The following is a 21,684-nucleotide window of genomic DNA, read 5'->3' as shown; positions in this document are numbered from 1 at the left end:
CTGCGGGATCCGGCGGTAGCCTTTGCCCTGTTGCCATCATTTGAGCAGCAGACCTACAGTTGGTGCAACTGCCCGGGATTTTGTTGATCACTCTGACTAACCCCTGGGCGCTAACCAGACGGGAAATGATCAGATTGCAGCAACTGGACGCGACCGATCAGCGCATCCTTCGCGCACTCGACGAGGATCCTCGCGTTCCCATCATGGTCCTGGCCCAGCGGCTGGGCCTGGCCCGCGGAACGGTGCAGTCGCGGCTGGAGCGGATGGCGGCGTCGGGTGCGCTGCGGCCCAACAGCAGCAGGGTGCTCCCCTCGGCGCTGGGGCGTGGGGTGGCGGCCGCCGTGAGCGCGGAACTGGACCAGAGCCACCTCAACGAGGCCATCGCCGCGCTTCGGGAGATCCCGGAAGTTCTCGAATGCCACGCACCTGCCGGGGACACGGACCTGCTGATCCGCGTGGTGGCCACCAGCCCGGACGACCTTTACCGGGTATCCGAGGAGATCCGGCTGTGCCCGGGCATCGTGCGCACGTCCACCAGCATGTTCCTGCGGGAGGTCATCCCCTACCGCACCACCGGGCTGCTCGCGGCAGACTGACGGAAACGGCCACGCCCCGCACCCGCTGCTGCTCCGGGGCGCTGCCTACACGGGTGGTCCCGCGTTGGACTTCAGGTTCTTCATCACCAGCGTGGACGTCAGGCGCTCCACACCCGGCAGGGACGTCAGCTCGGCGTCGTAGAAGCGCTGGTAGGACGGCAGATCCTCCGCGATGACCTTCAGCAGGTAGTCCGGCGACCCGAACAGCCGCTGCGCCTCCACGATGTTGGGATTGTCCGCCACCCTGGTCTCGAAGATCTCCATGGTAGGACGGTCCACCTGCCGCAGCGTGACGAACACAATTGCCTCAAAGCCCAGCCCCACGGCCGCGGGGTCGATGTCCGCCTTGTATCCGCGGATCACCCCCGATTGCTCCAGGTCCCGCAGCCGCCGGTGGCACGGCGCCACGGTCAGTCCCACCTTGGCGGCAAGCGCCGTGGCGGTCATGCGGCCGTCCTCCTTGAGGTGGCGCAAAATATTTCTATCAATATGGTCCAGCACGCAAGAATCCTACTGCCTGAATAGTGGGGCGGGCGAAAAAGGGACAGCACTTCTGCGCCGAAAGTCCCTAAGGTTTCTCCTGAGACATCCGCTGACAGGAGAAACCCATGAATCCGGAGCTGTTCCTGGCCTTTGTGCTGGTGGCCGCCGCCCTGGCCTGCACGCCCGGCGTGGACTGGGCGTACTCCATCACCGCAGGCCTCCGTCAACGCAGTTTCGTCCCCGCCGTTGCCGGGCTTTGCGGCGGGTACGTCCTGCACACCGTCCTGCTGGTGGCCGGGCTGGCCGCCGTCCTGACCGGTATGCCGGGCGTCCTGGGCTGGATCACCTTGGCCGGCGCCGCTTACCTAATGTGGCTTGGCATCAGCACGCTCCGCTCCTGGCGCGGCGCCTCCTTCAGCGCGGCAGACGCCGTCGGCCGCCCTGCCGCCACCCAGCTTCGAACGTTCCTGCAGGGCATGGGCACCAGCGGGATCAACCCCAAAGGCCTGCTGTTCTACGTGGCGCTGATCCCGCAGTTCGTCAGCGCGGAGGCCTCCCTGCCGGTCCCTGTCCAGTCCGGCCTCCTCGGCATGACTTTCGTTGCGCTGGCAGGCGCCGTCTACACGGCCGTGGCACTGCTTTCACGCACCCTGCTGCAGAGCCGGCCGGGTGCGGCTCGGGCTGTCACCCTGGCCAGCGGCATCATCATGGTGGTCCTGGGCGTGGTCCTGGTCAGCGAGCAACTCCTGCCACTGCTCGCCTCCGCGGTTTAATCCTCGCTGAGCTTTTTCCAGTCCTGTTCCCAGATCCGGCGCATTTCTTCGTCCTTGCGGATGGGAACGGGCGCCGCAATCTCCCGCTGCGGCTCGGGGTCAGGGCGACGGCGGCCCCAGTCACGGGGGTTCAGTGAGCGCCGGCTGGACTCCAGGAGCAGCAGCGCCCTGTCAGTCAAGGCGTCGTTCCGCAGCGCGAGGTGCGTCTTGCGCCGCCGCAGGACCTCGGCGATGGCCTGGTGCGCCGCCTCATAACGGCCTTCCCTGCGGAGGGCGCGCGCCCGGACCAGCAGCAGCGCGGCGGACAGGTCATCAGCGTTCAGCAGTCCTTCGGTCCAGTCGATCACCGTGCGGCTGCGGCCCAGCGTCAAGGCAATGGAGCAGCGGGCAAGTGCCATGGGGAGCGACGGCGGCAGGCCGGTGAGGGCGTCCAGCGCCGCCTCCGTGCGGCCGGTTTCCCGGAAGGAGTGGGACAGCGCCAGGAACACCGACTCCTCACTGAAGAGGACGGGGATCTCCACCCGTTCGGCCAGTTCAATCTGAGTGACGATCCTGGTGAGGTACGTGGACGAGTAGCGGTTCGCTTCGTCCTCGTTCCTGGTGGTCAGTCCGCGCTGCAGGAGCTCTGAGGCACGCAGGTACCCGCCGTGCTTGTAAACGAGCAGCCCGGCCATCAGGTAGCACAGGCCCGCCCATCCGGGATAGGCGCGGGCCAGCGTGATCAGCCGCTCGGGTTCCCGGCTGGTGAAGACGGCTTCGTGGACTGCCTTGGCCGGCTTGGGCAGGAGCATCTTCAGGCGCGGGACGTCCCCGTCCACGGACAGCAGTGCCGGGTTCCGTCCGCCCAGCACGCCCGTGAGCAGGCCTCCCACTCCCCCCGCAAGGTCATGGACCGGTGTGCGCAGCTGGGCATGGCCAAAGGGGGTGAGGTCGCGCCTGTCCCAGTAGATCGGTGCAGTATCCCCGGCGGTCATCTTTCCATGCTAACCGGGACAATGCCCGGGCGTTGGCGGCTGCAGCTGTCTGAAGAAGAACGGCCGGAAACTTCCGTTGGGACTTGTCCAACAGCCCGGCATCGGCGAAGGTAGTAAGCACCCTTAGCAGTTGTAGACTATCCAAGGAGAATACTTTGCAGATCGATAAGGCCCAGATCCTCGAGCTCCTCAGGTCCCAGGGCGACACCGATAAGGCCGCACAGGCCGAGACAGAACAGCCGGACCAGGTGGACACCGACCAGCACGCGGGGCTCCTGTCCAAGCTGGGCATTAATCCTGCGGACCTGCTCGGCAAGCTACCCGGCGGGCTGGGCGACAAGCTCGGCGGCCTGGGACTCTAGGAAGCGCCTCAGTGGACGTACGGCCGGTCGGGTTCGGTCGTGGCCGTGACGGAAGACGGTGACAGCAGCAGCTCAACCTTGCTGTCACCGTCCGGGTTGGAGGTGAACTCCCCTGTTGCCGTGACCCAGCTGTCGGCTGCGTGCTGCTCCTGCCAGCCGGGACGGTACACGGGGACGCCCACGGGCTGGGCATCCACGGTGCAGCAGGTGACCACGAACCGGGTGACGTAGAAGACGTTCTGCGGATCGTCCTTTGCCGCGGTGACGAACCCGGTGACGGTTGCGGTCTTGCCGGTGAAGTAGTCGTCCCCGGGGCTGCGCCGGAGCAAGGATGCCCATTCCCTGACACCGAACGACGACGGGTCCTCCTCCACGAGCCTGCTGGTCATGGCCGGCCCCAACGTGCCGGAGAGGTTGAGGTCCCGTTGCCGGGCGGCCTCGGAGGACAGTGTGGCCGGTGGCAGGACCAGCAGCCCCACCACGGCGGCGAGGACGGCCAGGAGGCTGCCCGCCGCACGGAGCCGGCCGGGACTTCCCGTCCCCGCACCAGGGTGACCGTGAGTGTGGCCGTCGGCGGCGCCGTCTTCATGGCTGTGGCCGTGAACGACACCGTCCGCGCCCTCGGGCGGCACAAGGATGAAGGCAGCAACTGATGCCGCGGCGGCCAGCACTGCCATGCCCACGGTGAAGGGAACGTAGCGGGGATGGATGTACAGCTCGAGTTTTCCGGTGAGCGCAAGCCCCAACGTGGCGGCGATCCCGGTCAGGCTGAGCATGACGCCGTGCCTGCCCGTAAAGCCCTTAGCCAGCAAGATTCATCACCACCCCCAGGACGGCCGAACAGGTACCGATTACCAGCACCAGGCGCAGCAGGGTTCCGGCCGTGAACGTGGTGCGGAGCAGTGCCAGCATCTTGACGTCCAGCATGGGCCCGAGGACCAGGAACGCCACGATCGACCCGGGCAGGAACGTGGCCCCAAAGGACAGGATGAAGAAAGCGTCCACCGTGGAGCAGATGGAGATGATGAACGCCAGTGCCATCAGTGCCAGCACAGACCACACGGGATCACTCCCGAGCCTGACCAGGACCTCCCTGGGCACCGCCACCTGGATCAGCCCCGCCAGCGCGGAACCGGCGAACAGGGCCGGCATCATGGCGTTGCTTTCCCGCGAGAACAGCTGCAGGCTGCGCCGCACCTTGCCCCCGGACTCGTGCCGGCCGACCTCCACGGCGCACGCTTCCTCGAAGCTGGGCTTCAGGACCCCGGCCGGCCCGCGTCGGCTGTAAAGCCAGCCCACCAGGTTGGCGATCACCAAACCGCCTGCAAGCCGCCCGGCGAGGATTCCGTTATCCCAGCCGAAGGCCTGGTGGGTGGTGATGATGGTGACGGGGTTCAGGATGGGCGCCGCGAACAGGAACGTCATCGACTCGCCGACGCTCAGGCCCTTCAGCATGAGCCCGCGGGCCATCGGAACGTTCCCGCATTCGCACACCGGCATCAGCATGCCCAGGAAGGACAGGACCAGGCGGCGCAGCACCGGATTCGCGGGAAGCCTGCGGTACAGCACGTCGGGCGGCAGCCATACCTGCACCAGCACCGAGACCAGGATGCCCAGGAAGACGAACGGCAGGGACTCGATCACCACGCTGATGGAGAGGGTGAAGAAGTCCCTCGCCGCACCCTCGAGGCCGGCAAATGCCCCCGGGGCCAGGGAACGGACGGCGAACCCCAGTAGAGCCACGATGGCCAGGGCCAGCAGGATGTTGAGCCGGCGCCAGCCCAGTTCCCTGGCCCCGGCAGCCGGCTCAGGCGGGGCCGGGCGCGTTTCCACGGCGGGCGGCGACGGCTTTGTCGCCCGGGGCTCCCGTCGGGGCTGGCTCATGCAGGAATGCTAGGGGCACTGCCCACACGGCGCAAGGAGGAGGGCGGGGTCAGGCCCGTTCCATGAACCATTCGGTGAAGGAGCTGGCACGGCCCGAGCCGTCGAACCGCACCACCCAGAGGTTGTCGTATGAAGGATTGTCCCCCGAATAGATCGTGACGCCCTGGACGAAGGCCGTATCGCCGTCGGCTCCCAGCAGTTCCCAGCTGAACGTCCAGTCCGCTGGCTGGTCCCGGGCGGCCAGCCAGCCCTCGACAATCCCGTCGTGCCCCAGCCAGGGGTGCGGGTCGCCGGGCCGGGTCTCATAGCGCGCGTCCGGCGTGAACAAGGCGCGGATATCATCAGGCTCGTTGCTCGCCCACGTGGCCTGGTACCTTTCCATCCACTCCGGAACGTGGTCCCGGGCTGAAGCCGTCTCGGTCATCTCCCCGTTCTACGCCGATGCCGGGCGGGCTGCAAGCGCTCAGCCGCTGACGGCCGCGATCCACACCCCGATGACCCAGGTGCTGGCTGCCAGGCAGGCCAGGCCGAATTCGGCGAGCATCCCCAGCCCGGTGGCTTTGAGGGCCGCCCAGCTGGATGTGGCGGCGGTGCCGATGTTCCGGGTGCGGAGGACTTCGCTGAGCAGCAGGCCGGCGGCAAAGCCGACGAAGAGTCCCACCACGGGGATGATGAACATGCCCGCCACGCCGGCCACCAGGGCAACAACGATGCTGCGGCTGGGAATGGCATGCTGCTTCAGCTTCCTGCCCGTGAGCACGGCGCTGGCGGCCATGCCTGCTGCCACGAACAGCATGGCGACCGCGAAGACCACCCAGCCGGCCGTCCCTGCCCCGCCCCAGATGGCCCACGCCAGCAGGCTGGCGCCGATCAGGATGCTGCCCGGCAGGACCGGGATGACCGTCCCCGCCACCCCCACCAGGATGGCCAGGCCGCACAGGATGGTCACCGCCGTCTCGGAATTCATGGTCCCCAGTTTAGGGGGAAGCCGCTCAACGCCCGACGGCGGCGCCTCCTGCGCGAGGAGGCGCCGCCGTCGTTATTTTCCCGGCTGGAAGGGGCGCTTACTCCGCTTCCACCGCGGCCGCAACAGCCGCGGTGACGGCGGGCGCGACGCGCGGATCCAGCGGGCTGGGGACGATGTAATCCGCCGACAGGTCCTCCGCCGCAAGGTCGGCGATGGCCCGCGCTGCCGCGAGCTTCATGGCCGGGGTGATGCGGCGGGCGCCGGCATCCAGCGCACCCCGGAAGATGCCGGGGAAAGCAAGGACGTTGTTGATCTGGTTGGGGAAGTCGCTGCGCCCGGTGGCCACGACGGCGGCGTACTTCACGGCCACCTCGGGCAGCACTTCGGGGTCCGGGTTGGAGAGGGCGAACACGATCGAGTCCTGGTTCATCAGGGCCAGGTGCGCCTCGTCCAGCTTCGACGAGGACACGCCGATGAAGACGTCGGCGCCCGTGAGCGCCTCGGCCGGCCCGCCGGTGATGCCGCGGGGGTTGCTGCGCAGGGCGATGTCGGCCTTTTTGCTGGTGGTGTCCGCGGCAAGGTCCGCGCGGCTGCTGTTGATGACGCCGCGTGAGTCCAGCAGGACAACGTCGGTGATGCCTGCGGCGAGCAGGATTTCGGCGACGGCGATGCCGGCGGCACCCGCACCGGAGACCACCACGCGGAGGCCTTCGAGGGGGCGTCCGGTGACCTTGGCGGCGTTGGTCAGTGCTGCCAGGGCCACGACGGCGGTGCCGTGCTGGTCATCGTGCATGACCGGGCAGTCCAGGGCTTCGATGAGCTTTTCCTCGAGCTCGAAACAGCGCGGGGCGGCGATGTCCTCGAGGTTGACGGCGCCGAAGCTGGGGCGCAGGCGGACCAGCGTTTCCACGATCTCGTCCACGTCGCTGGTGTTCAGGACCAGGGGGATGGAGTCAAGGTCACCGAAGGTCTTGAAGAGGGCGGACTTGCCCTCCATAACGGGCAGGGAGGCGCTGGCGCCGATGTTGCCCAGGCCCAGGACGGCGGTGCCGTCGCTGACCACGACCACCAGGCGCTCGGCCCAGGTCAGGGTGCGGGCAAGTTCGGGCTGCTTGTGGATGGCACGGCTGACTTCGGCCACACCCGGGGTGTAGGCGATGGAGAGGTCGCGCTTGTTGGACAGCGGGACCGTGCTGGTGATGGACAGCTTGCCGCCCTTGTGGGCGTCGAAAATCTCGGCTTCTGTCAGGGCGGTGGCTGCTGAATTGTCAGTAACTGTGGCTGCGTCAATGGACACGTCGTTGTCTCCTGGTGCTCGCCGTGCGCGCACGGCACATGGGGACCCAAGCCCGGGCGGACTCAAGGCAATGGAAATGGTGCGACAGGAAACCCAGGGGTGGCGGGTCCGTGGGAACGTCGGGGATGTTCACTCCCTGTTGCTCCGGTGGACCCATGGTAGGCAGGCGCTCGGCAGGTGATCGGCCGATTTGACCGTCAGAAGCTGGCCTAAACGTTTATCCAGGCCGTACTGTGACGTACGCCACGCAATTATGGCGTACTTATTGCCGGATTGGACTAGACCGGTTACGCAGTCTGATGGAGTGTGAACCCTGCCTGGGCACCGGGGGAAAGCCGTGCGCAGGCCTTTTTGAGGTCTTCTTCGGCTTCGAAGAGGGATAGCCGGCGGTTCCGGACGGACTGGACCAGACCAGTGACGGTCAGCAGCAGAACGCGCGCTGCAATAGCGTCCCCGGATGCGGTGGCCACTACTTTCTCGCTGAGGGCGTCGATCTCGCGCAGCAGCGCCGTGGTGTCGCGGTCCTGAACATAGACGCCGCGGCTAAGGCACTGTTCCACGGCCGGCTGCATGACGCGCATGTGGAAAATTTCCATCACCAGCCCCGCCAGGGCCCGGCCGCGGAAGCGGTCCGAGGCGCCCCGCGAACCGGCCTGCAGTTCGTCGAGCTGCTGGCGGTAGAGGGCAAGCATGAGGTGGGTGGGGGAAGGAAAATACCGGTAAAGGGTGCCCAGCGGCACATCAGCTTTCGCCGCCACTTCCGAGAGTTCCACCGAGTCCAGTCCCTTGCGGGCGAACCCTGCAGCCGACTCCAGGATGCGGGTATAGCGGAGCCGCTGGCGCGGAGCGGACGGCCTTGCGGCCATGGGCGGATGGTCTGAAATGGTCTCGGGCATCAGCATTCCGGGGTTGTGTTCCTATGGTGCAGCAGCCAGGAGCGTCCCATCCCGAACCGCCTGCAGTCCGGTTCAACTATACGGCACAGTAGCGTGCCGTAATTAGTCAGCGGGCTTACTTCCGGGGCAAACCTCGGTCAGCGGACGCCCTTGATCTTGACGACAAACACCGCACCCAGGAGGCCCATGACAGCCGCAGTAATGAACAGCGTGAAGTACCCCCCGAAGTACGTCACCGCGAGGAACGCGAGGCCGGTCGCGAACACCTGCGGCAGCGAGGCGGCCACGTTAATGACCCCCATATCCTTGCCGCGGTCGGCGGCCTGCGGCAGCACCTGCGTCAGCAGCGCAAAGTCAACGGCCTGGTAGGCGCCGAACCCCACGCCGAGGATGGCGGCGCCAACCAGGGCGCCGGTCCAGACCGGGAAAAACGCCATAGTGAGGCCCGCGAGGGCAATGAGGACTGAGGATCCGATCACAAACGGCTTCCGCCGGCCCAGCCGGTCGCTCCACGGCCCCGCGATCACCGCAGTAACCATCACCAACGCCGCATAAATGCCGGTCAGGATCAGGACTCCCAGCGCCGGGTTCTCAAGCTTGAGGACGTCCCTGAGGAAAAAGATCAGGTACACAATGGTCAGCTGGTTGCAGACGTTAACCAGGAAGCGGGTGAGCCATGCCCACGCGAAGTCCGGATGACGGGCCGGGCTGATCCAGAAGCCGCGCAGGAAACTGCCCCATGAGAAAGCCGGCCGGAGCTCCCTGGGCAGTGGCGGATCATTCCGGTGGAACAAGTACGGCAGCACCGAGAACACCAGGGCGGCAGCACACAGGGCGTACCCCACCATATAGTTTCCCGACACAACCGCCCCGAAGACTGCGCCCAGGAGGATGCCCGCTGTTTGGCCCAGGGCCGCAAGTCCCCCCACTCCGCCGCGCTGCAGCACCGGCACCCGGTCCGGGATGGCGGCGGTGATGGCCGCATAGGCCGCGTTGGCGCCGAGCTGGACCAGGCACCAGAACAGGACCATCAGGGCAACAGCCGTGGCCCCGGACAACGCCAGCAATGCTGCCGCGGCCAGGACGGCACCGGCCAGCACCCAAGGGGCGCGCCGGCCGAAACCCGAGACCGTCCGGTCAGACAGCGCCCCGAAGAGCGGATTGGCCACCAGGGATACGGCGGCACCGCACCCGAGTACGAGGGAGGCGATGGCTTCCTTGTTTGTTTCGTCGATGCCAATGGCCTGCTCGGCGATAAAGATGTTGATGGGCCCGAAGAAGGCGGCGTTGATGCCCACGTTGACCAGCACCAGCCCGGCGACCCAGCGCGCGGTGACCTTTTGCGTCGGCTCGGCGAGCGCCGCCGTCGTACTCTGCGCCCCGGCTCCCTGATCCAGCGGTGCGGGAGTATCTGACAGGCTCATGACGTGCTCCCCGGGGACGGCTGATAGGCGACGGGATCAGACTATCGTGGGCGGTACCACTCCGCCGTGTCCGATGGCGGAATAGCACTCTGCAACGTCAGCCCAAGCACTGAGGAGAACCATGAGCGCAGCGTCCACTCCAGCGGAAAGCACCGCCGTCAACACCGCCGACCTCTACGACGAGCGCGGCGACGAACTGGCATCAGTCTCACTGCAGTTCCAGTCCCTCGGCGGGCGTTCCCACTTCAGCGGGCCCGTCCGGACCATCCGCTGCTTCCAGGACAACGGCCTCGTGAAGTCCACCCTGGCCACACCGGGCAACGGCAACGTGCTGGTGGTGGACGGCGGCGGCTCGCTGGGGACAGCCCTGATGGGGGACATGATTGCCGAAAGCGCCGTGGCCAACGGCTGGGCCGGCGTCGTTATCAACGGAGCCATCCGGGACCGTGAAGCGATCGCGGGACTGGACCTCGGCGTGAAAGCCCTGGGCAGCAACCCGAAGAAGAGTGCCAAGGCGGGCGCCGGTGAAGTGGACGTTGACGTGCTAATCGACGGCGTGACCATCCGGACCGGAGCCATGATCTGGTGCGACCCGGACGGCATCCTCGTGGAGCGCTGACGGGACGCCGCCAAAAAAGTTCGTCGGGACGGGGAATAAGAAGCGGGCGTAGGATAGTTACTGAAAGCAACTATCCTGCGCTTTTCCTACTTCCTTTCCCTGGAGTCCTGCATGTCCAAAACCCCCACGGCGCGTCCCGCCGGAGAAGCGCTGACGCAGCGCCAGATTGTCACCGTGATGGTGGGATTGATGCTGGGCATGTTCCTGGCGTCGCTGGACCAGACCATCGTGTCCACGTCCATCTACACCATTGCCAACGACCTGGACGGGCTGTCACTCCAGGCCTGGGCCACCACCGCGTACCTCATCACCTCAACGGTCAGCACGCCGCTGTACGGAAAGTTGAGCGACATCTTTGGCCGCCGGCCGCTGTACCTCACCGCGATCGCCATCTTCCTGGTGGGCTCGCTCTATGCCGGCTCGGTCAACTCCATGACCGAACTGGCGTTCGCCCGCGGCGTCCAGGGCCTGGGCGCCGGCGGACTGCTGGCACTGGCGCTGACCATCATCGGCGACATCGTCTCGCTCAAGGACCGGGCGAAATACCAGGGCTACTTCATGAGCGTGTTCGGCATCTCCTCGGTGCTGGGCCCGGTGGTGGGCGGCGCGTTCGCCGGATCCGCCAACATTTTGGGCTTCGACGGCTGGCGCTGGGTGTTCTTCATCAACCTGCCCATCGGCCTGGCCGCGCTGGCCGTCGTCTTCCTGTTCCTCCACCTGCCCGCGAAGCACGTCAAGCAGAAGATCGATTACTGGGGCGCGGCCGCCATCACCCTGGCGATCGTTCCGCTCCTGCTGGTGGCCGAGCAGGGCCGCAGCTGGGGCTGGACATCCCTGAACTCTTTCCTCTGCTACGGGCTGGGCGTGGCGGGCATCGTCTGGTTCCTGCTGGCCGAGAAGCGCGCGGGCGACTATGCCCTGATCCCGCTGCGGCTCTTCCGCAACGTCACCTTCGGCCTGTCCTCGCTGCTGAACTTCATCATCGGCATCGGCATGTTCGGCGCCATCGCCATGCTTCCCCTCTACCTGCAGCTCGTCAAAGGACTCACGCCCACCGAGGCCGGGCTCATGATGATCACCTTCACCGTGGGCATCCTGACCGGATCCATCACGGCGGGACGCACCATCTCGGCATCGGGCACCTACCGGATCTTCCCCATCATGGGGACCGGCATCCTCACCGCGGCAGCGCTGGTCATGGGACTGTCGCTGCACGTGGATACCGGACTGTGGGTTCCAGGCGTCATCGCGGTCTTCTTCGGCATGGGCCTGGGTTTCTGCATGCAGCCGCTGACCCTTGCGATGCAGACCTCGGTCCCGCCGCGTGACATGGGCGTGGGAACGTCGTCCGCGGCGTTCTTCCGCTCCATGGGCGGCGCCGTGGGAACGGCCGTGTTCATCTCGCTGCTGTTCAGCCTGGCGGCCAGCCGGATCGCCGACAGCATGAAATCCGCCATGACCGATCCCGCCTACCTGGCAGTCCTCCAGGACCCCGCCGTCGCTGCAGACCCGGCGAACGCCAAGCTCTACGAGTTCTTCCAGAACGGCGCCTCGAACGAATCCCTCAACGACACCAGCTGGCTGCACACCGCCAACAGCGTCCTGACGCGGCCCATCACCGAAGGCTTTGCCTATTCCATCGACGTGGTCATGTTCACAGCCGCCGCGCTGACCGGCATCGCCTTCCTCATCAGCTTCGCGCTGCCCAACAAGAAGCTGACGGACCAGAACGCGGCCAAGGAACCGGTGGCAGCCCACTGACGCCCGCCACCCCTTACCGGGGCGGCAACCAAGGACACACGACGACGGCGGCCCATCCGCCGTCGTCGTTTTGCCTTGTGGGGCTGGAGGGTCCCAAGTGGAACCCTGGCCGGTGACGTGCCACACTGTTTAGCGCGTGTGCGCCGGCCCTTCTGGCCGGTACCGCAGCCGACGACGTCCGCACCGCATCCATCAAACCCCCAGACCCAGGGAGAACCATGCCCACTGCACAGGAGCAGACGACCGCCCGGATACCGCAGCGGGTGATCTGGCTGGCCCTCGCGGGGGCGGTGGGCGGATTCCTCTTCGGCTTCGATTCGTCCGTGGTGAACGGTGCTGTGGACGCCATGAAGGATGAATTCGCGCTGTCCGAGGCTGTCACAGGCTTCGCCGTCGCCATCGCCCTGCTGGGCTGCGCCGCCGGCGCCTACCTCGCCGGCAAGGTGGCCGACCGCTACGGGCGCATCCCCGCCATGAAGCTCGGCGCGCTGCTTTTCCTGGTCAGCGCCCTGGGGACCGGGTTCGCCTTCAGCGTCTGGGACCTGATCTTCTGGCGCCTGGTGGGCGGGCTGGGCATCGGCCTGGCCTCCGTGATCGCTCCGGCCTACATCTCCGAGATTTCGCCGCGCAAGGTCCGCGGCCGCCTCGCATCGCTGCAGCAGCTGGCCATCACCACCGGTATCTTCGCCGCGCTCCTGTCCGACGCCCTGTTCGCTACCAGCGCCGGCGGTGCCGGCCAGGCGTTCTGGCTGGGCATCGAGGCCTGGCGCTGGATGTTCCTCGCCGCCGCCCTGCCCGCCGTGGTGTATGGCTGGGTGGCCTTCACGCTCCCCGAATCGCCGCGCTTCCTGGTGTTCCTCGGGAAGGAGGACGAAGCGCGCAAGGTCTTCGACTCAATTGCTCCCGCTGAGGACACGGACCGGCACATCCGCGAAATCCAGGAGGCCATCGAAGAGGACAAACTCGCCGGCCAGAAGGGCTCGCTGCGCGGCCGGACCTTCGGCCTGCAGGCAGTGGTCTGGGTGGGCATCATCCTCTCCGTGCTGCAGCAGTTCGTGGGGATCAACGTGATCTTCTACTACTCCACCACCCTGTGGAAGGCCGTTGGCTTCCAGGAGCAGGACTCCCTCACCATCTCGGTGGCCACGTCCGTCACCAACATCCTGGTCACCCTTGTCGCCATCGCCCTCGTGGACCGGATCGGGCGCCGGCCCATCCTGCTGGCCGGTTCCGTGGGTATGGCCGTTTCGCTGGGTGCCATGGCCCTGGCCTTCGCATCGGCCACCGGCAGCGGCTCCGATATCTCTTTGCCGGGCCCGTGGGGACCCGTTGCCCTGGTTGCTGCAAACGTGTTCGTGGTCAGCTTCGGCGCCTCGTGGGGCCCGCTGGTGTGGGTCCTCTTGGGCGAGATCTTCCCGTCCCGGATCCGTGCCCGCGCCCTGGGCCTGGCCGCGGCTGCACAGTGGGTGGCCAACTTCGCGATTACGCTCAGCTTCCCGGTTATGGCCGCCGGTTCGCTTCCGCTGACCTACGCCATGTATGCCCTGTTCGCCGCGGCGTCCTTCTTCTTCGTGATGTTCAAGGTGCCGGAGACCAACGGCATGTCCCTGGAACAGGCCGAGACGCTGTTCGTAGCCAAGGGTTCCGCCAAGGCCTAGCGACGCCCTCTCACCTTTCGCGGGTTTTTACCTAACGCTCTCTCACCGTTCGCCGCTTAAGCCCAAACCCTCCCTCACATCCGGTGAGGGAGGGTTTGGGCTTCCTGCAGTTCTAGAGGGCGAGCTTCATGCCCTCATGGCTCGCTTCAAAGCCCAGCCGTTCGTAGAACCTGTGGGCCGCTGTCCGAGTCTTGTGAGTGGTGAGTTGCATCAGGGAGCAGCCCTTCCGCCGTGATTCCCCGATGCACCACTGCACCATCAGTTCGCCGATACCGTGGTTCCGGTACGTGGCGGCTACCCGCACGCCCTCAATCTGGGAGCGCCAGGCACCCCGTCTGGAGATGCCGGGAAGGAAGCTCAGCTGGAAGGTGGCGATCACCGTCCCCGCGGCTTCACCCGGCAACAGCATCTCCCCCACTACCAGCAGGTGGGCGGGATCGGCGTCGATCGCTGTGAAGGCCCGCTCGTAAGGGTCCAGGGCGCCGCCCACCTCGCGGCCGGCACCCAAGGCGTCGTCGGCAAGCAACCCCACGATGGCCGGCAGGTCACTCCTGGTGGCGAGGCGGAGACGGAAAGTCCCGCCGTCGACGTCGGCAGTCAGCAAAGGGGGCAGGGCATCAAGGCTGTCGGTCACCTGCCAAGCCTTGCACAGGAGTGCGGGAGGGTTCCCCAAATGGGTGCGAAAGGTGATGGGGCGTCCCCCAAAAGGGTGCGAAAGGTGAGAGAGCGTCTGCCGAAAGGGTGCTGGCGGTGAGAGAGCGTCAGGCGAAGTAGACGCCGATCCGGTTGCCGTCGATCTCCTCGATCCGGATGTCGATGTCGTACACGTCGCGGAGCATGGCCTGCTGCATGATCTGCCGCGGGCTGCCCTGGTGGACCAGCCGGCCGTCCTTCATGGCCAGGATGGTGTCCGAGTAGCACGACGCGAAGTTGATGTCGTGGACCACCAGGACGATGGTCTTGCCCAGGTCGTCGGCCAGCCGGCGCAGGAGCCGCATCATCTCCACCGAGTGCTTCATGTCCAGGTTGTTCAGCGGCTCATCCAGGAGCAGGTACTGCGTGTCCTGGGCCAGCACCATCGCAATGAAGGCCCGTTGCCGCTGCCCGCCGGAGAGCTCGTCCACGAACTTGTCCGCCATGGGTGTCAGGTCCAGGTGGGCGATGGCCTCCTCCACCTTGGCCAGGTCCTCAACGGTGGGCCGGCCGCCGGAATGCGGAAACCGGCCAAAGGCCACCAGGTCGCGCACCGTGAGGCGCATGGTGAGGTGGTTTTCCTGCCGCAGGATGGCCATGGTCCGGGCCAGCTCGCGGCTGTCCGTGGAGGCGATGTCCAGCCCAGCCACGGACACGGCGCCCTCCTCCAGCGGCTGCAGCCGGCTGATCAGCGAGAGGAGCGTGGATTTCCCGGCGCCGTTGGGTCCGATGATCGACGTGATGCCGCCCTGCGGAATGGTGCAGCTGACGTCCTCGAGGACCGCCTGGCCGCCGTAGCTCTTGGAGACGTTGCGGACCGCGATGGTCATTTCAGGGAGCCTTTCAGCAGGAGGTAGAGAAACAGGATGCCGCCGGTGAACTCGATGACAACGCTCAGGGCGGTGCCGAAGCCGAACACCTTCTCCAGGACCAGTTGCCCGCCCACCAGGGCAATGGCGCCGATGAGCACAACGATGGGCAGCAGCCAGGTGTGGCTGAACCCGCGGCACAGCTGGTAGCCCAGGCTCACCACCAGGAGGCCGAAGAAGGTCACCGGCCCCACCAGCGCGGTGGACACGGCCACCAGCAGCGAACAGCCCAGCAGGACCAGCATGACCGCCCGGCGGTGGTCCACGCCCACGTTGATGGCCACCTCCCGGCCGAGCGCCAGGACGTCCAGGGTGTGCCGTCCGCGCCATACCGCTGCGCAGACGGCGGCGATGATCCCCGCGGAGACGCCCAGCAGTGCCGGGTCAACGTTGTTGAAGGATGCGAAAAACAGGTCCTGGAGGATGATGAATTCGCTGGGCTCCATGAGCCGCTGCAGCAGCGAGGAAAAGCCGCGGAACAGGCTGCCCAGGATCACGCCCACCAGCAGGAGCAGGTGCAGGGAACGGGTGGCTCCGGTGAACATCCAGCGGTACAGCAGCGCGCTGAACACCACCATCAGGACCACTTCGACGCCGAACTGAAGGGTGGGCGGGGCTGCCACAACGGACGCCGCCCCGAGGGTGAAGGCCAGCACCGTCTGGATCAGGATGTACAGGGAATCGAAGCCCATGATGGACGGCGTAAGGATCCGGTTGGCGGTGACCGTCTGGAACAGCAGCGTGGACACGCCCACAGCCACGGCCACCAGCAGCATGGCGGCCACCTTGATGGCCCGGCGCGGGAGGATGTAGCCCACATTGCCTTTGAGTTCGAAAAAGAGGAAGAAGCAGACGACGACGGCGGTCAGCGCCAGCAGGATCCCCAGGACCAGGCGCGGCGAGGCGTTCCTGATGCGGCTTCCGAGCGTGGGCTTGGGGACAGGGCTGTGAGCCGTACGGGGTTTGGTGGCGAGCGCTTCAGGCATTGCGCTTCCTCAGGATCAGGACGAGGAAGAGGATGGCGCCCAGCACGGACATGACCATTCCCACGGGGACCTCGTAGGGGTAGCGGATGGTGCGGCCGATGATGTCGCAGACCAGCACGAAGGCGGCGCCAAACAGGGCGGTCCAGGGAACCGCGCGGCGGAGGTTGTCGCCGAAGATGAGCGACACGATGTTGGGCACCACCAGGCCGAGGAACGGCACGGCGCCCACCGTGGTGACCACGACGGCGGAGATCAGCGAGACGATGACGAGTCCCAGGCGCATGGTGCGGGCATAGTTCAGGCCCAGGTTGGTGGTGAAGTCCTGGCCCATGCCGGCCACGGTGAACCGGTCGGCGGCCAGCAGCCCCACGAGCATCAGGACGGCGACGATCCAGAGCAGCTCGTACCGCCCGCGGAGGACGCCCGAGAAATCTCCGATCATCCAGTTGCTTAGGGTCTGCAGCAGGTCGTAGCGGTAGGCGAAGAATGTGGTGACGGCGGCGATGACGCCGCCCAGCATGATGCCCACCAGCGGGATAAGCAGGGTGTTGCGGGCCGGCAGCCGGCGCAGGATGGCCAGGAACAGCGCCGTGCCCAGCATGGCGAAGGCACTGGCAACCAGCATTTTGGCCAGCACGGGAGCGGAAGGCGCAAAAACTGTTACCACCAGGATCCCGAGGGTGGCGGACTCGACCGTTCCCACCGTGGACGGCTCCACGAAGCGGTTGCGGGCCATGAGCTGCATGATCAGCCCGGCAACGGCAACGGCCATCCCGGCCAGGAGCACGGCGAGGGTCCGGGGCACCCGGGAAACCCAGAAGATCTCCACCGTGGCCGGGTCCGCGGCCAGCAGTGCCGGAAGTGACACGTCGCTGACGCCCACGAACATGCTGGCGGCGGCGAGGGAAAGAACGGCAACTGCGGCCGCAGCCAGGCCCGCATGGTGGCGGGCCTGGCTGCGGGTTGCCGGCGCGGCGGGGCGCACGGCGGTGGCGGTCATGGCGTGTTAGCTCAGGAGCGGGGCTTTAGGCCACGGATTCGGCGACGGCGTCAACCATTGCCTTGACGTTGTTCAGCCCGTAACCGACGACGTACCAGCCCATGGGGTCAAGGCTGATGACCTTGTTGTTCCTGGCGGCGTTGGTGGACTGCACCAGTTCGTTATCGAGGATGGGGTTGGCGGCAGACGCCTCGGCACCGACGGCGCTGTCGCGGTTGATGACGTAGAGGATGTCCGGGTTGGCCTGCTTGATGTACTCGAAGGAGATGGCTTCACCGTGGCTGCCGTCCACCTTCACGTCAGCGGCCGTCGGTACGCCCAGGACGTCGTGGATGATGCCGAACCGGGAGCCTGCGCCGTAGGCGGTCACTTCGCCGCCCGAGGTCAGGACGATGAGGCCCTTGCCGGCATTCGCTGCCTTGGCCTTGGTCTCGGACACGGTGGCGTCCACGGCCGCGAGCTGCTCTTCCACTTCCGCGGACTTGTCGAAGATGGTTCCAAGCTTTTGGGCCTGCGTCTTGAAGCTTTCCATCGGGTTGGCCGCATCGATGGACAGGTCGATGGTGGGGGCGATCTTGCTCAGTTCCTCATATGCCCCGGCGGTGCGGCCGGAGATGATGATGAGGTCCGGGTCGCCGGCGCTGACGGCTTCGAAGTCCGGTTCCTTGACCGAGCCGATCTTGGTGTACTTGGCGTCCGAGTACTTGGACAGGGCCTCCGGGTACTGCGCTTCGGGAACGCCTGCAGGCTCCACGCCCAGCGCGTCGAGGGTGTCCAGCACACCAAGGTCGAAGGTGAAGACCTTCTCCGGGTTGACCGGCACGTCGGCGGTGCTGCCCTGCGCGTGCTCTACGGTGATGGTGGCGGCTTCCTCAGCGGGCGTGGCGGTCGCGCTTCCGCCGCACGCGGTCACGGTCAAAAGAGCTGCTCCCGCAGCCAGTGCCCCCAGGTAGCTCGACAGCTTCTTCTTCACGTTTTTCTCCACTCAGGTAATACGTCACAACTCTGTTGCCTAATAGGGCTGAGCCTATAAGTAAGGAAAGGCTAACTTCAAAACGAGAAGGGCAGATTGGGGCCAAAGTGGGGGACATCACACAGGACGACGCCGGCACCTGGGAAAGTGCCGGCGTCGTCCTTATGCAGTGCGTCGTGGAGTGGGACCTTTGGGTCAGACGGGGGTGCGCGCCACCTCTGCCTGCCGCTCCTCCACCAGGGTGGAGACGGCGTTGAACAGCGGGTGGCCGGGCTCCAGGCCCGTGATCCTGGCGGTTGCGTCCGCCGGGCCGGCCGAGGCGAGGATGGCAGCCAGCTCCGTCACCTCGACGTCCGCGGGGTCGTTGAAGCGCAGCGCCGCGGCGATCGCACCGAGGAGCGCCTCAGGTACTACGCCGCGTTCGGCGAGCTCGGCGGCAGGCCCGATGAACCGCTCGTGCCTGCTGAGTTTCCTCAGGGGTGCCCGGCCCACCCGGTTCACCGTGTCCGGCAGATACGGATTGGAGAACCGGACCAGGATCTTCTGGACGTAGGCTTCCTGCTCATCGTTGCTGAAACCGTGCTTGGACACCAGCAGCTGCTTGGTCTCCTCCAGCACCGCCCGGACGTCCTCGGCAACATCCTGGTCCGCCATGGCATCGGAGATCTTTTCCAGTCCGGCCTCGAACCCGAAGTAGGCGGCAGAGGCGTGCCCGGTGTTCACCGTGAACAGCTTCCGCTCAATGTACGGCGAGAGCTCGTCCACGAAGGTGGCACCCGGAATCACCGGCGCCGCCCCCTGGAACGCGGTCCGGTCAATGACCCACTCGTAGAACGTCTCCACCGTGACATCCAGGCCCTGGCCGGCTTCCTGGTTGGGGACGATCCGGTCCACCGCGGTGTTGGCGAACACCGCCTTGCCGTCCAGCGCCCCGGCGGCGGCCCCCGGCTGGGAAGCCACTTCCTTGGCCAGGATGTCCGTTGCGTTGATCGCGTTCTCGCAGGCCATGACCTGCAGCGGAGCGAGTTCTGCGCCCCTTGCAACGATGCCCCGGGCGATCACGGGCGCCACGAACTTCAGGACGTGCGGGCCCACCGCGGTGGTGACGATGTCCGCCGTCGCGATCTCTTTAACGAGCTCCGCTTCCTGGGTGTTGGAGTTCAGCGCCCGGAAGTTGTTGACCGTCCGCACCGCGGGATTCTCCCCCACTTCGTGGACCGCGTAGCTGTCCGCCGCCGCCAGCTGCCCGATCAGGGCGTCCGCGACGTCCGCGAACACCACCTCGTAGCCGGCGTCATGCAGGAGCAGGCCCACGAAGCCGCGGCCGATGTTTCCGGCACCAAAATGTACTGCCTTCACTATGCGTTGACCTTTCCGAAGAGCTCCAGGACTTCGTCCTCGGACGTGGCAGCTTCCAGCCGGGCCACCTGTTCCTTGTTGGTGAAGACCTTCGCGATGGAGGACAGGATGTGCAGGTGTTCGTTGTTGATGCCGGCGACACCCACCACGAATTTGACCTGCTTGCCGTTCCAGTCGATGCCTTCGGGGTAGCGGATCACCGACACCGCGGACTTGCGGATGTGGTCCTTCGCTGCGTTGGTCCCGTGCGGGATAGCGAGGTAGCTGCCCATGTAGGTGGACACCGATTCCTCGCGTTCGTGCATGGCCGCGATGTAGCCTTCATCCACTGCGCCGCGGGCCAGCAGGAGCCGGCCGGCTTCGTCAATGGCGGCGTCCCGGGTGGTGGCTGAGCCGGTGAGGATCACGCTCTCGCGGGCGAGGATTTCGGAGTTGCCTGCTGCCTGGGTTTCAGCGGTTCCGCCGGCTACCGTTCCTGCCGCTACCGCCGTTGCGGGGCCGGAGGCGGAGGCTCCGCCGGGCGTTCCCGCACCGGCGTCCTGCCCTTCGGTTGCCGCGGCGCCGCCGGTGTTGCTCCCCCTGACCAGCTCCACGATTTCGTCGTAGCGGGGGCTGTTCATGAAGTTGTCAACGGAGTAGTGCACGGCACTTGAAGTGGCGGGCTTGGCGCGTTCGGTCAGGTCCTGGTGCGTGACCACCACGTCGTAGCTGTCGTTGAGGTTGGCGATGGAGGCGTTGGTGACCTTGACGTCGGGGAAGCCGGCCGCCTTGATCTTGTTCCGCAGTACGGAGGCGCCCATGGCACTGGAGCCCATGCCGGCGTCGCACGCGAACACGATGTTCCGCACCGGTCCGGCGAGCACGCCCACGCCGCCGCCGGCGGCAGCACCTGCGCCGGCACCCGTGAGGGTGGAAGCAACGGAGCTCTTCTTGCCCTTCATCTGCTCCATGCGCGAGGTGGCATCGTTCAGGTCAACCTCATCGCTGTGCTTGGTGGTCTTCATGATGACCGAGGCCACCAGGAAAGACGCCGCCGTGGCAAGCAGGACCGCCAGGATCACGCCCACGTAGCTGTCCCGGGAGGTCTGGGCGAGCACCGCGAAAATGGAACCCGGCGCGGCAGGCGCCACCAGGCCGGAGTTGGTGATGGCGAGCGTGGCGATGCCCGTCATGCCGCCGGCGATGGCCGCCAGGATGAGCAGCGGACGCATCAGCACGTACGGGAAGTAGATTTCGTGGATGCCGCCGAAGAAATGGATGATCGCGGCACCCGGAGCGGAGGCCTTGGCGGCGCCGCGGCCGAAGAACATGTACGCAAGCAGGATGCCCAGGCCCGGACCGGGGTTGGCCTCCAGCAGGAACAGGATGGACTTGCCCTGCTCCAGGGACTGCTGCACTCCGAGCGGCGTCAGCACGCCATGGTTGATGGCGTTGTTGAGGAACAGCACTTTGGCCGGTTCGATAAAGATGCTGGTCAGCGGGAGCAGGCCGTTGTTCACCAGGAACTGCACCACGTTCCCGGCCCCGGCGCTGAAGGCGGACACCACCGGCGCAATTGCGTAGAAGCCAAGCATGGCCAGCAGCGCGCCCCAGATACCGGCGGAGAAGTTGTTGACCAGCATCTCGAAGCCGGGGCGGATCTTGCCGTCCCAGATCGAGTCGATCTTCTTCATGGTCCAGCCGCCCAGCGGGCCCATGATCATGGCGCCGATGAACATCGGGATGCCGGCGCCAACAATCACGCCCATGGTGCCGATGGCACCCACCACGCCGCCACGGACGTCATAGACCATCTTGCCGCCGGTGTAGCCGATCAGGAGCGGCAGCAGGTACGTGATCATCGGCCCCACAAGGCCGATGTTCTTCACACCATCTGTCTCGCCGAAGCCACCCAGTTGGGGAACCGGCAGCCAGCCCTTTTCGATGAAGAGGGCCGTGATGATGCCCCAGGCGATGAAGGCGCCGATGTTGGGCATGATCATTCCGGACAGGAACGTCCCGAATTTCTGGACGCCAACCCGCATGCTGGTGCGGGGTTTTGCAACTGTCTCTGTTGCCATGTGATTTCCTAACCGTCATTCCTGCTGCTCCGCAGGATGGTCCGTTGATT

Annotated in this window: 22 protein-coding genes; 6 read left to right on the top strand and 16 right to left on the bottom strand. The window is 66.3% G+C overall.

Going from position 1 to position 21,684, the window contains the following annotated elements; genetic code table 11:
- Positions 1–125: 125 nt before the first annotated feature.
- Positions 126–596: an Lrp/AsnC family transcriptional regulator gene (locus tag DXK94_RS19170; RefSeq protein ID WP_115526134.1), complete on the top strand. Its 471-nt coding sequence runs from the start codon at positions 126–128 to the stop codon at positions 594–596.
- A gap of 45 nt (positions 597–641) precedes the next feature.
- Here DXK94_RS19170 and DXK94_RS19165 read toward each other — a convergent pair whose 3' ends face one another.
- Positions 642–1,097, bottom strand: coding sequence for an Lrp/AsnC family transcriptional regulator (locus tag DXK94_RS19165; RefSeq protein ID WP_079597989.1), 456 nt, complete (start codon positions 1,095–1,097; stop codon positions 642–644).
- Between the two features lie 107 nt (positions 1,098–1,204).
- Here DXK94_RS19165 and DXK94_RS19160 point away from each other — a divergent pair, with 107 nt between their 5' ends.
- Complete coding sequence (locus DXK94_RS19160) at positions 1,205–1,852, top strand: LysE family translocator (RefSeq protein WP_079597990.1); 648 nt, start codon at positions 1,205–1,207, stop codon at positions 1,850–1,852.
- On the opposite strand, the gene DXK94_RS19155 is transcribed toward DXK94_RS19160, so the two are convergent.
- Positions 1,849–2,826: a hypothetical protein gene (locus DXK94_RS19155; RefSeq protein WP_079597991.1), complete on the bottom strand. Its 978-nt coding sequence runs from the start codon at positions 2,824–2,826 to the stop codon at positions 1,849–1,851. The genes DXK94_RS19160 and DXK94_RS19155 overlap by 4 nt on opposite strands.
- A gap of 155 nt (positions 2,827–2,981) precedes the next feature.
- Here DXK94_RS19155 and DXK94_RS19150 point away from each other — a divergent pair, with 155 nt between their 5' ends.
- Positions 2,982–3,188 carry a hypothetical protein gene (locus tag DXK94_RS19150; RefSeq protein WP_115526133.1) on the top strand — a complete coding sequence of 69 codons (207 nt, stop codon included), beginning with the start codon at positions 2,982–2,984 and terminating at the stop codon, positions 3,186–3,188.
- An 8-nt stretch (positions 3,189–3,196) separates the two neighbouring features.
- Here DXK94_RS19150 and DXK94_RS19145 read toward each other — a convergent pair whose 3' ends face one another.
- The 7 genes from DXK94_RS19145 to DXK94_RS19115 form a co-directional block, all read right to left on the bottom strand.
- Positions 3,197–3,964 carry a TIGR03943 family putative permease subunit gene (locus DXK94_RS19145; protein WP_115526132.1) on the bottom strand — a complete coding sequence of 256 codons (768 nt, stop codon included), beginning with the start codon at positions 3,962–3,964 and terminating at the stop codon, positions 3,197–3,199.
- 25 nt (positions 3,965–3,989) lie between these two features.
- Entirely contained in the window at positions 3,990–5,072 is a 1,083-nt protein-coding gene (locus DXK94_RS19140; protein WP_115526131.1) for a permease, read from the bottom strand.
- 49 nt (positions 5,073–5,121) lie between these two features.
- On the bottom strand, positions 5,122–5,496 hold the full coding sequence (locus DXK94_RS19135) for a nuclear transport factor 2 family protein (RefSeq protein WP_115526130.1): 375 nt from the start codon (positions 5,494–5,496) through the stop codon (positions 5,122–5,124).
- 39 nt (positions 5,497–5,535) lie between these two features.
- A complete protein-coding gene (locus DXK94_RS19130; RefSeq protein WP_079597996.1) occupies positions 5,536–6,039 on the bottom strand; it encodes a DUF456 domain-containing protein in 504 nt (167 codons plus the stop codon).
- Positions 6,040–6,136: 97 nt separating this feature from the next.
- The gene (locus DXK94_RS19125) at positions 6,137–7,336 is read right to left on the bottom strand and encodes an NADP-dependent malic enzyme (RefSeq protein ID WP_079597997.1); all 1,200 of its coding nucleotides are present in this window, start codon (positions 7,334–7,336) and stop codon (positions 6,137–6,139) included.
- Positions 7,337–7,623: 287 nt separating this feature from the next.
- On the bottom strand, positions 7,624–8,232 hold the full coding sequence (locus DXK94_RS19120) for a TetR/AcrR family transcriptional regulator (RefSeq protein WP_115526222.1): 609 nt from the start codon (positions 8,230–8,232) through the stop codon (positions 7,624–7,626).
- Between the two features lie 137 nt (positions 8,233–8,369).
- Complete coding sequence (locus DXK94_RS19115; protein ID WP_115526129.1) at positions 8,370–9,656, bottom strand: MFS transporter; 1,287 nt, start codon at positions 9,654–9,656, stop codon at positions 8,370–8,372.
- A gap of 121 nt (positions 9,657–9,777) precedes the next feature.
- On the opposite strand from DXK94_RS19115, the gene rraA reads away from it, so the two are divergent.
- The 3 genes from rraA to DXK94_RS19100 all read left to right on the top strand — a co-directional run bounded on the left by rraA (position 9,778) and on the right by DXK94_RS19100 (position 13,694).
- Positions 9,778–10,275, top strand: a complete 498-nt coding sequence (gene rraA, locus DXK94_RS19110) for a ribonuclease E activity regulator RraA (protein WP_115526128.1) — start codon at positions 9,778–9,780, stop codon at positions 10,273–10,275.
- 111 nt (positions 10,276–10,386) lie between these two features.
- Positions 10,387–12,036 (top strand): MDR family MFS transporter, encoded by a 1,650-nt coding sequence (locus tag DXK94_RS19105; protein WP_115526127.1) that lies wholly within the window; start codon positions 10,387–10,389, stop codon positions 12,034–12,036.
- Between the two features lie 218 nt (positions 12,037–12,254).
- Complete coding sequence (locus tag DXK94_RS19100; protein ID WP_115526126.1) at positions 12,255–13,694, top strand: sugar porter family MFS transporter; 1,440 nt, start codon at positions 12,255–12,257, stop codon at positions 13,692–13,694.
- A gap of 112 nt (positions 13,695–13,806) precedes the next feature.
- Here the strand turns inward: DXK94_RS19100 and DXK94_RS19095 are convergent, their stop codons facing one another.
- The 7 genes from DXK94_RS19095 to DXK94_RS19065 form a co-directional block, all read right to left on the bottom strand.
- Positions 13,807–14,328, bottom strand: a complete 522-nt coding sequence (locus DXK94_RS19095; protein WP_258868619.1) for a GNAT family N-acetyltransferase — start codon at positions 14,326–14,328, stop codon at positions 13,807–13,809.
- Positions 14,329–14,455: 127 nt separating this feature from the next.
- The gene (locus tag DXK94_RS19090; RefSeq protein WP_079598002.1) at positions 14,456–15,217 is read right to left on the bottom strand and encodes an ABC transporter ATP-binding protein; all 762 of its coding nucleotides are present in this window, start codon (positions 15,215–15,217) and stop codon (positions 14,456–14,458) included.
- Entirely contained in the window at positions 15,214–16,242 is a 1,029-nt protein-coding gene (locus DXK94_RS19085) for an iron chelate uptake ABC transporter family permease subunit (protein WP_258868618.1), read from the bottom strand. The genes DXK94_RS19090 and DXK94_RS19085 overlap by 4 nt, the downstream gene beginning before the upstream one ends.
- Positions 16,235–17,242, bottom strand: coding sequence for an ABC transporter permease (locus DXK94_RS19080; RefSeq protein WP_115526125.1), 1,008 nt, complete (start codon positions 17,240–17,242; stop codon positions 16,235–16,237). Before DXK94_RS19080 ends, DXK94_RS19085 begins: the two co-directional genes overlap by 8 nt.
- A gap of 25 nt (positions 17,243–17,267) precedes the next feature.
- Entirely contained in the window at positions 17,268–18,215 is a 948-nt protein-coding gene (locus tag DXK94_RS19075; protein ID WP_115526124.1) for a siderophore ABC transporter substrate-binding protein, read from the bottom strand.
- Between the two features lie 195 nt (positions 18,216–18,410).
- A complete protein-coding gene (locus tag DXK94_RS19070; protein ID WP_079598006.1) occupies positions 18,411–19,574 on the bottom strand; it encodes a mannitol-1-phosphate 5-dehydrogenase in 1,164 nt (387 codons plus the stop codon).
- Complete coding sequence (locus tag DXK94_RS19065) at positions 19,574–21,634, bottom strand: PTS mannitol transporter subunit IICBA (RefSeq protein WP_115526123.1); 2,061 nt, start codon at positions 21,632–21,634, stop codon at positions 19,574–19,576. The genes DXK94_RS19070 and DXK94_RS19065 overlap by 1 nt, the downstream gene beginning before the upstream one ends.
- Positions 21,635–21,684: the final 50 nt, after the last annotated feature.

Source organism: Arthrobacter sp. RT-1 (assembly GCF_003367205.1).
Taxonomy (GTDB): domain Bacteria; phylum Actinomycetota; class Actinomycetes; order Actinomycetales; family Micrococcaceae; genus Arthrobacter.
This window is presented reverse-complemented; position numbering and strand designations above follow the sequence as displayed.

Coding starts and splice junctions, on each gene's coding strand:
- DXK94_RS19065 (WP_115526123.1), bottom strand. CDS start 21,634: ATGGCAACAGAGACAGTTGCAAAACCCCGCACCAGCATGCGGGTTGGC.
- DXK94_RS19105 (WP_115526127.1), top strand. CDS start 10,387: ATGTCCAAAACCCCCACGGCGCGTCCCGCCGGAGAAGCGCTGACGCAG.
- DXK94_RS19080 (WP_115526125.1), bottom strand. CDS start 17,242: ATGACCGCCACCGCCGTGCGCCCCGCCGCGCCGGCAACCCGCAGCCAG.
- DXK94_RS19140 (WP_115526131.1), bottom strand. CDS start 5,072: ATGAGCCAGCCCCGACGGGAGCCCCGGGCGACAAAGCCGTCGCCGCCC.
- DXK94_RS19085 (WP_258868618.1), bottom strand. CDS start 16,242: ATGCCTGAAGCGCTCGCCACCAAACCCCGTACGGCTCACAGCCCTGTC.
- DXK94_RS19130 (WP_079597996.1), bottom strand. CDS start 6,039: ATGAATTCCGAGACGGCGGTGACCATCCTGTGCGGCCTGGCCATCCTG.
- DXK94_RS19100 (WP_115526126.1), top strand. CDS start 12,255: ATGCCCACTGCACAGGAGCAGACGACCGCCCGGATACCGCAGCGGGTG.
- DXK94_RS19155 (WP_079597991.1), bottom strand. CDS start 2,826: ATGACCGCCGGGGATACTGCACCGATCTACTGGGACAGGCGCGACCTC.
- DXK94_RS19135 (WP_115526130.1), bottom strand. CDS start 5,496: ATGACCGAGACGGCTTCAGCCCGGGACCACGTTCCGGAGTGGATGGAA.
- DXK94_RS19170 (WP_115526134.1), top strand. CDS start 126: ATGATCAGATTGCAGCAACTGGACGCGACCGATCAGCGCATCCTTCGC.
- DXK94_RS19145 (WP_115526132.1), bottom strand. CDS start 3,964: ATGCTCAGCCTGACCGGGATCGCCGCCACGTTGGGGCTTGCGCTCACC.
- DXK94_RS19090 (WP_079598002.1), bottom strand. CDS start 15,217: ATGACCATCGCGGTCCGCAACGTCTCCAAGAGCTACGGCGGCCAGGCG.
- rraA (WP_115526128.1), top strand. CDS start 9,778: ATGAGCGCAGCGTCCACTCCAGCGGAAAGCACCGCCGTCAACACCGCC.
- DXK94_RS19120 (WP_115526222.1), bottom strand. CDS start 8,232: ATGCCCGAGACCATTTCAGACCATCCGCCCATGGCCGCAAGGCCGTCC.
- DXK94_RS19160 (WP_079597990.1), top strand. CDS start 1,205: ATGAATCCGGAGCTGTTCCTGGCCTTTGTGCTGGTGGCCGCCGCCCTG.
- DXK94_RS19115 (WP_115526129.1), bottom strand. CDS start 9,656: ATGAGCCTGTCAGATACTCCCGCACCGCTGGATCAGGGAGCCGGGGCG.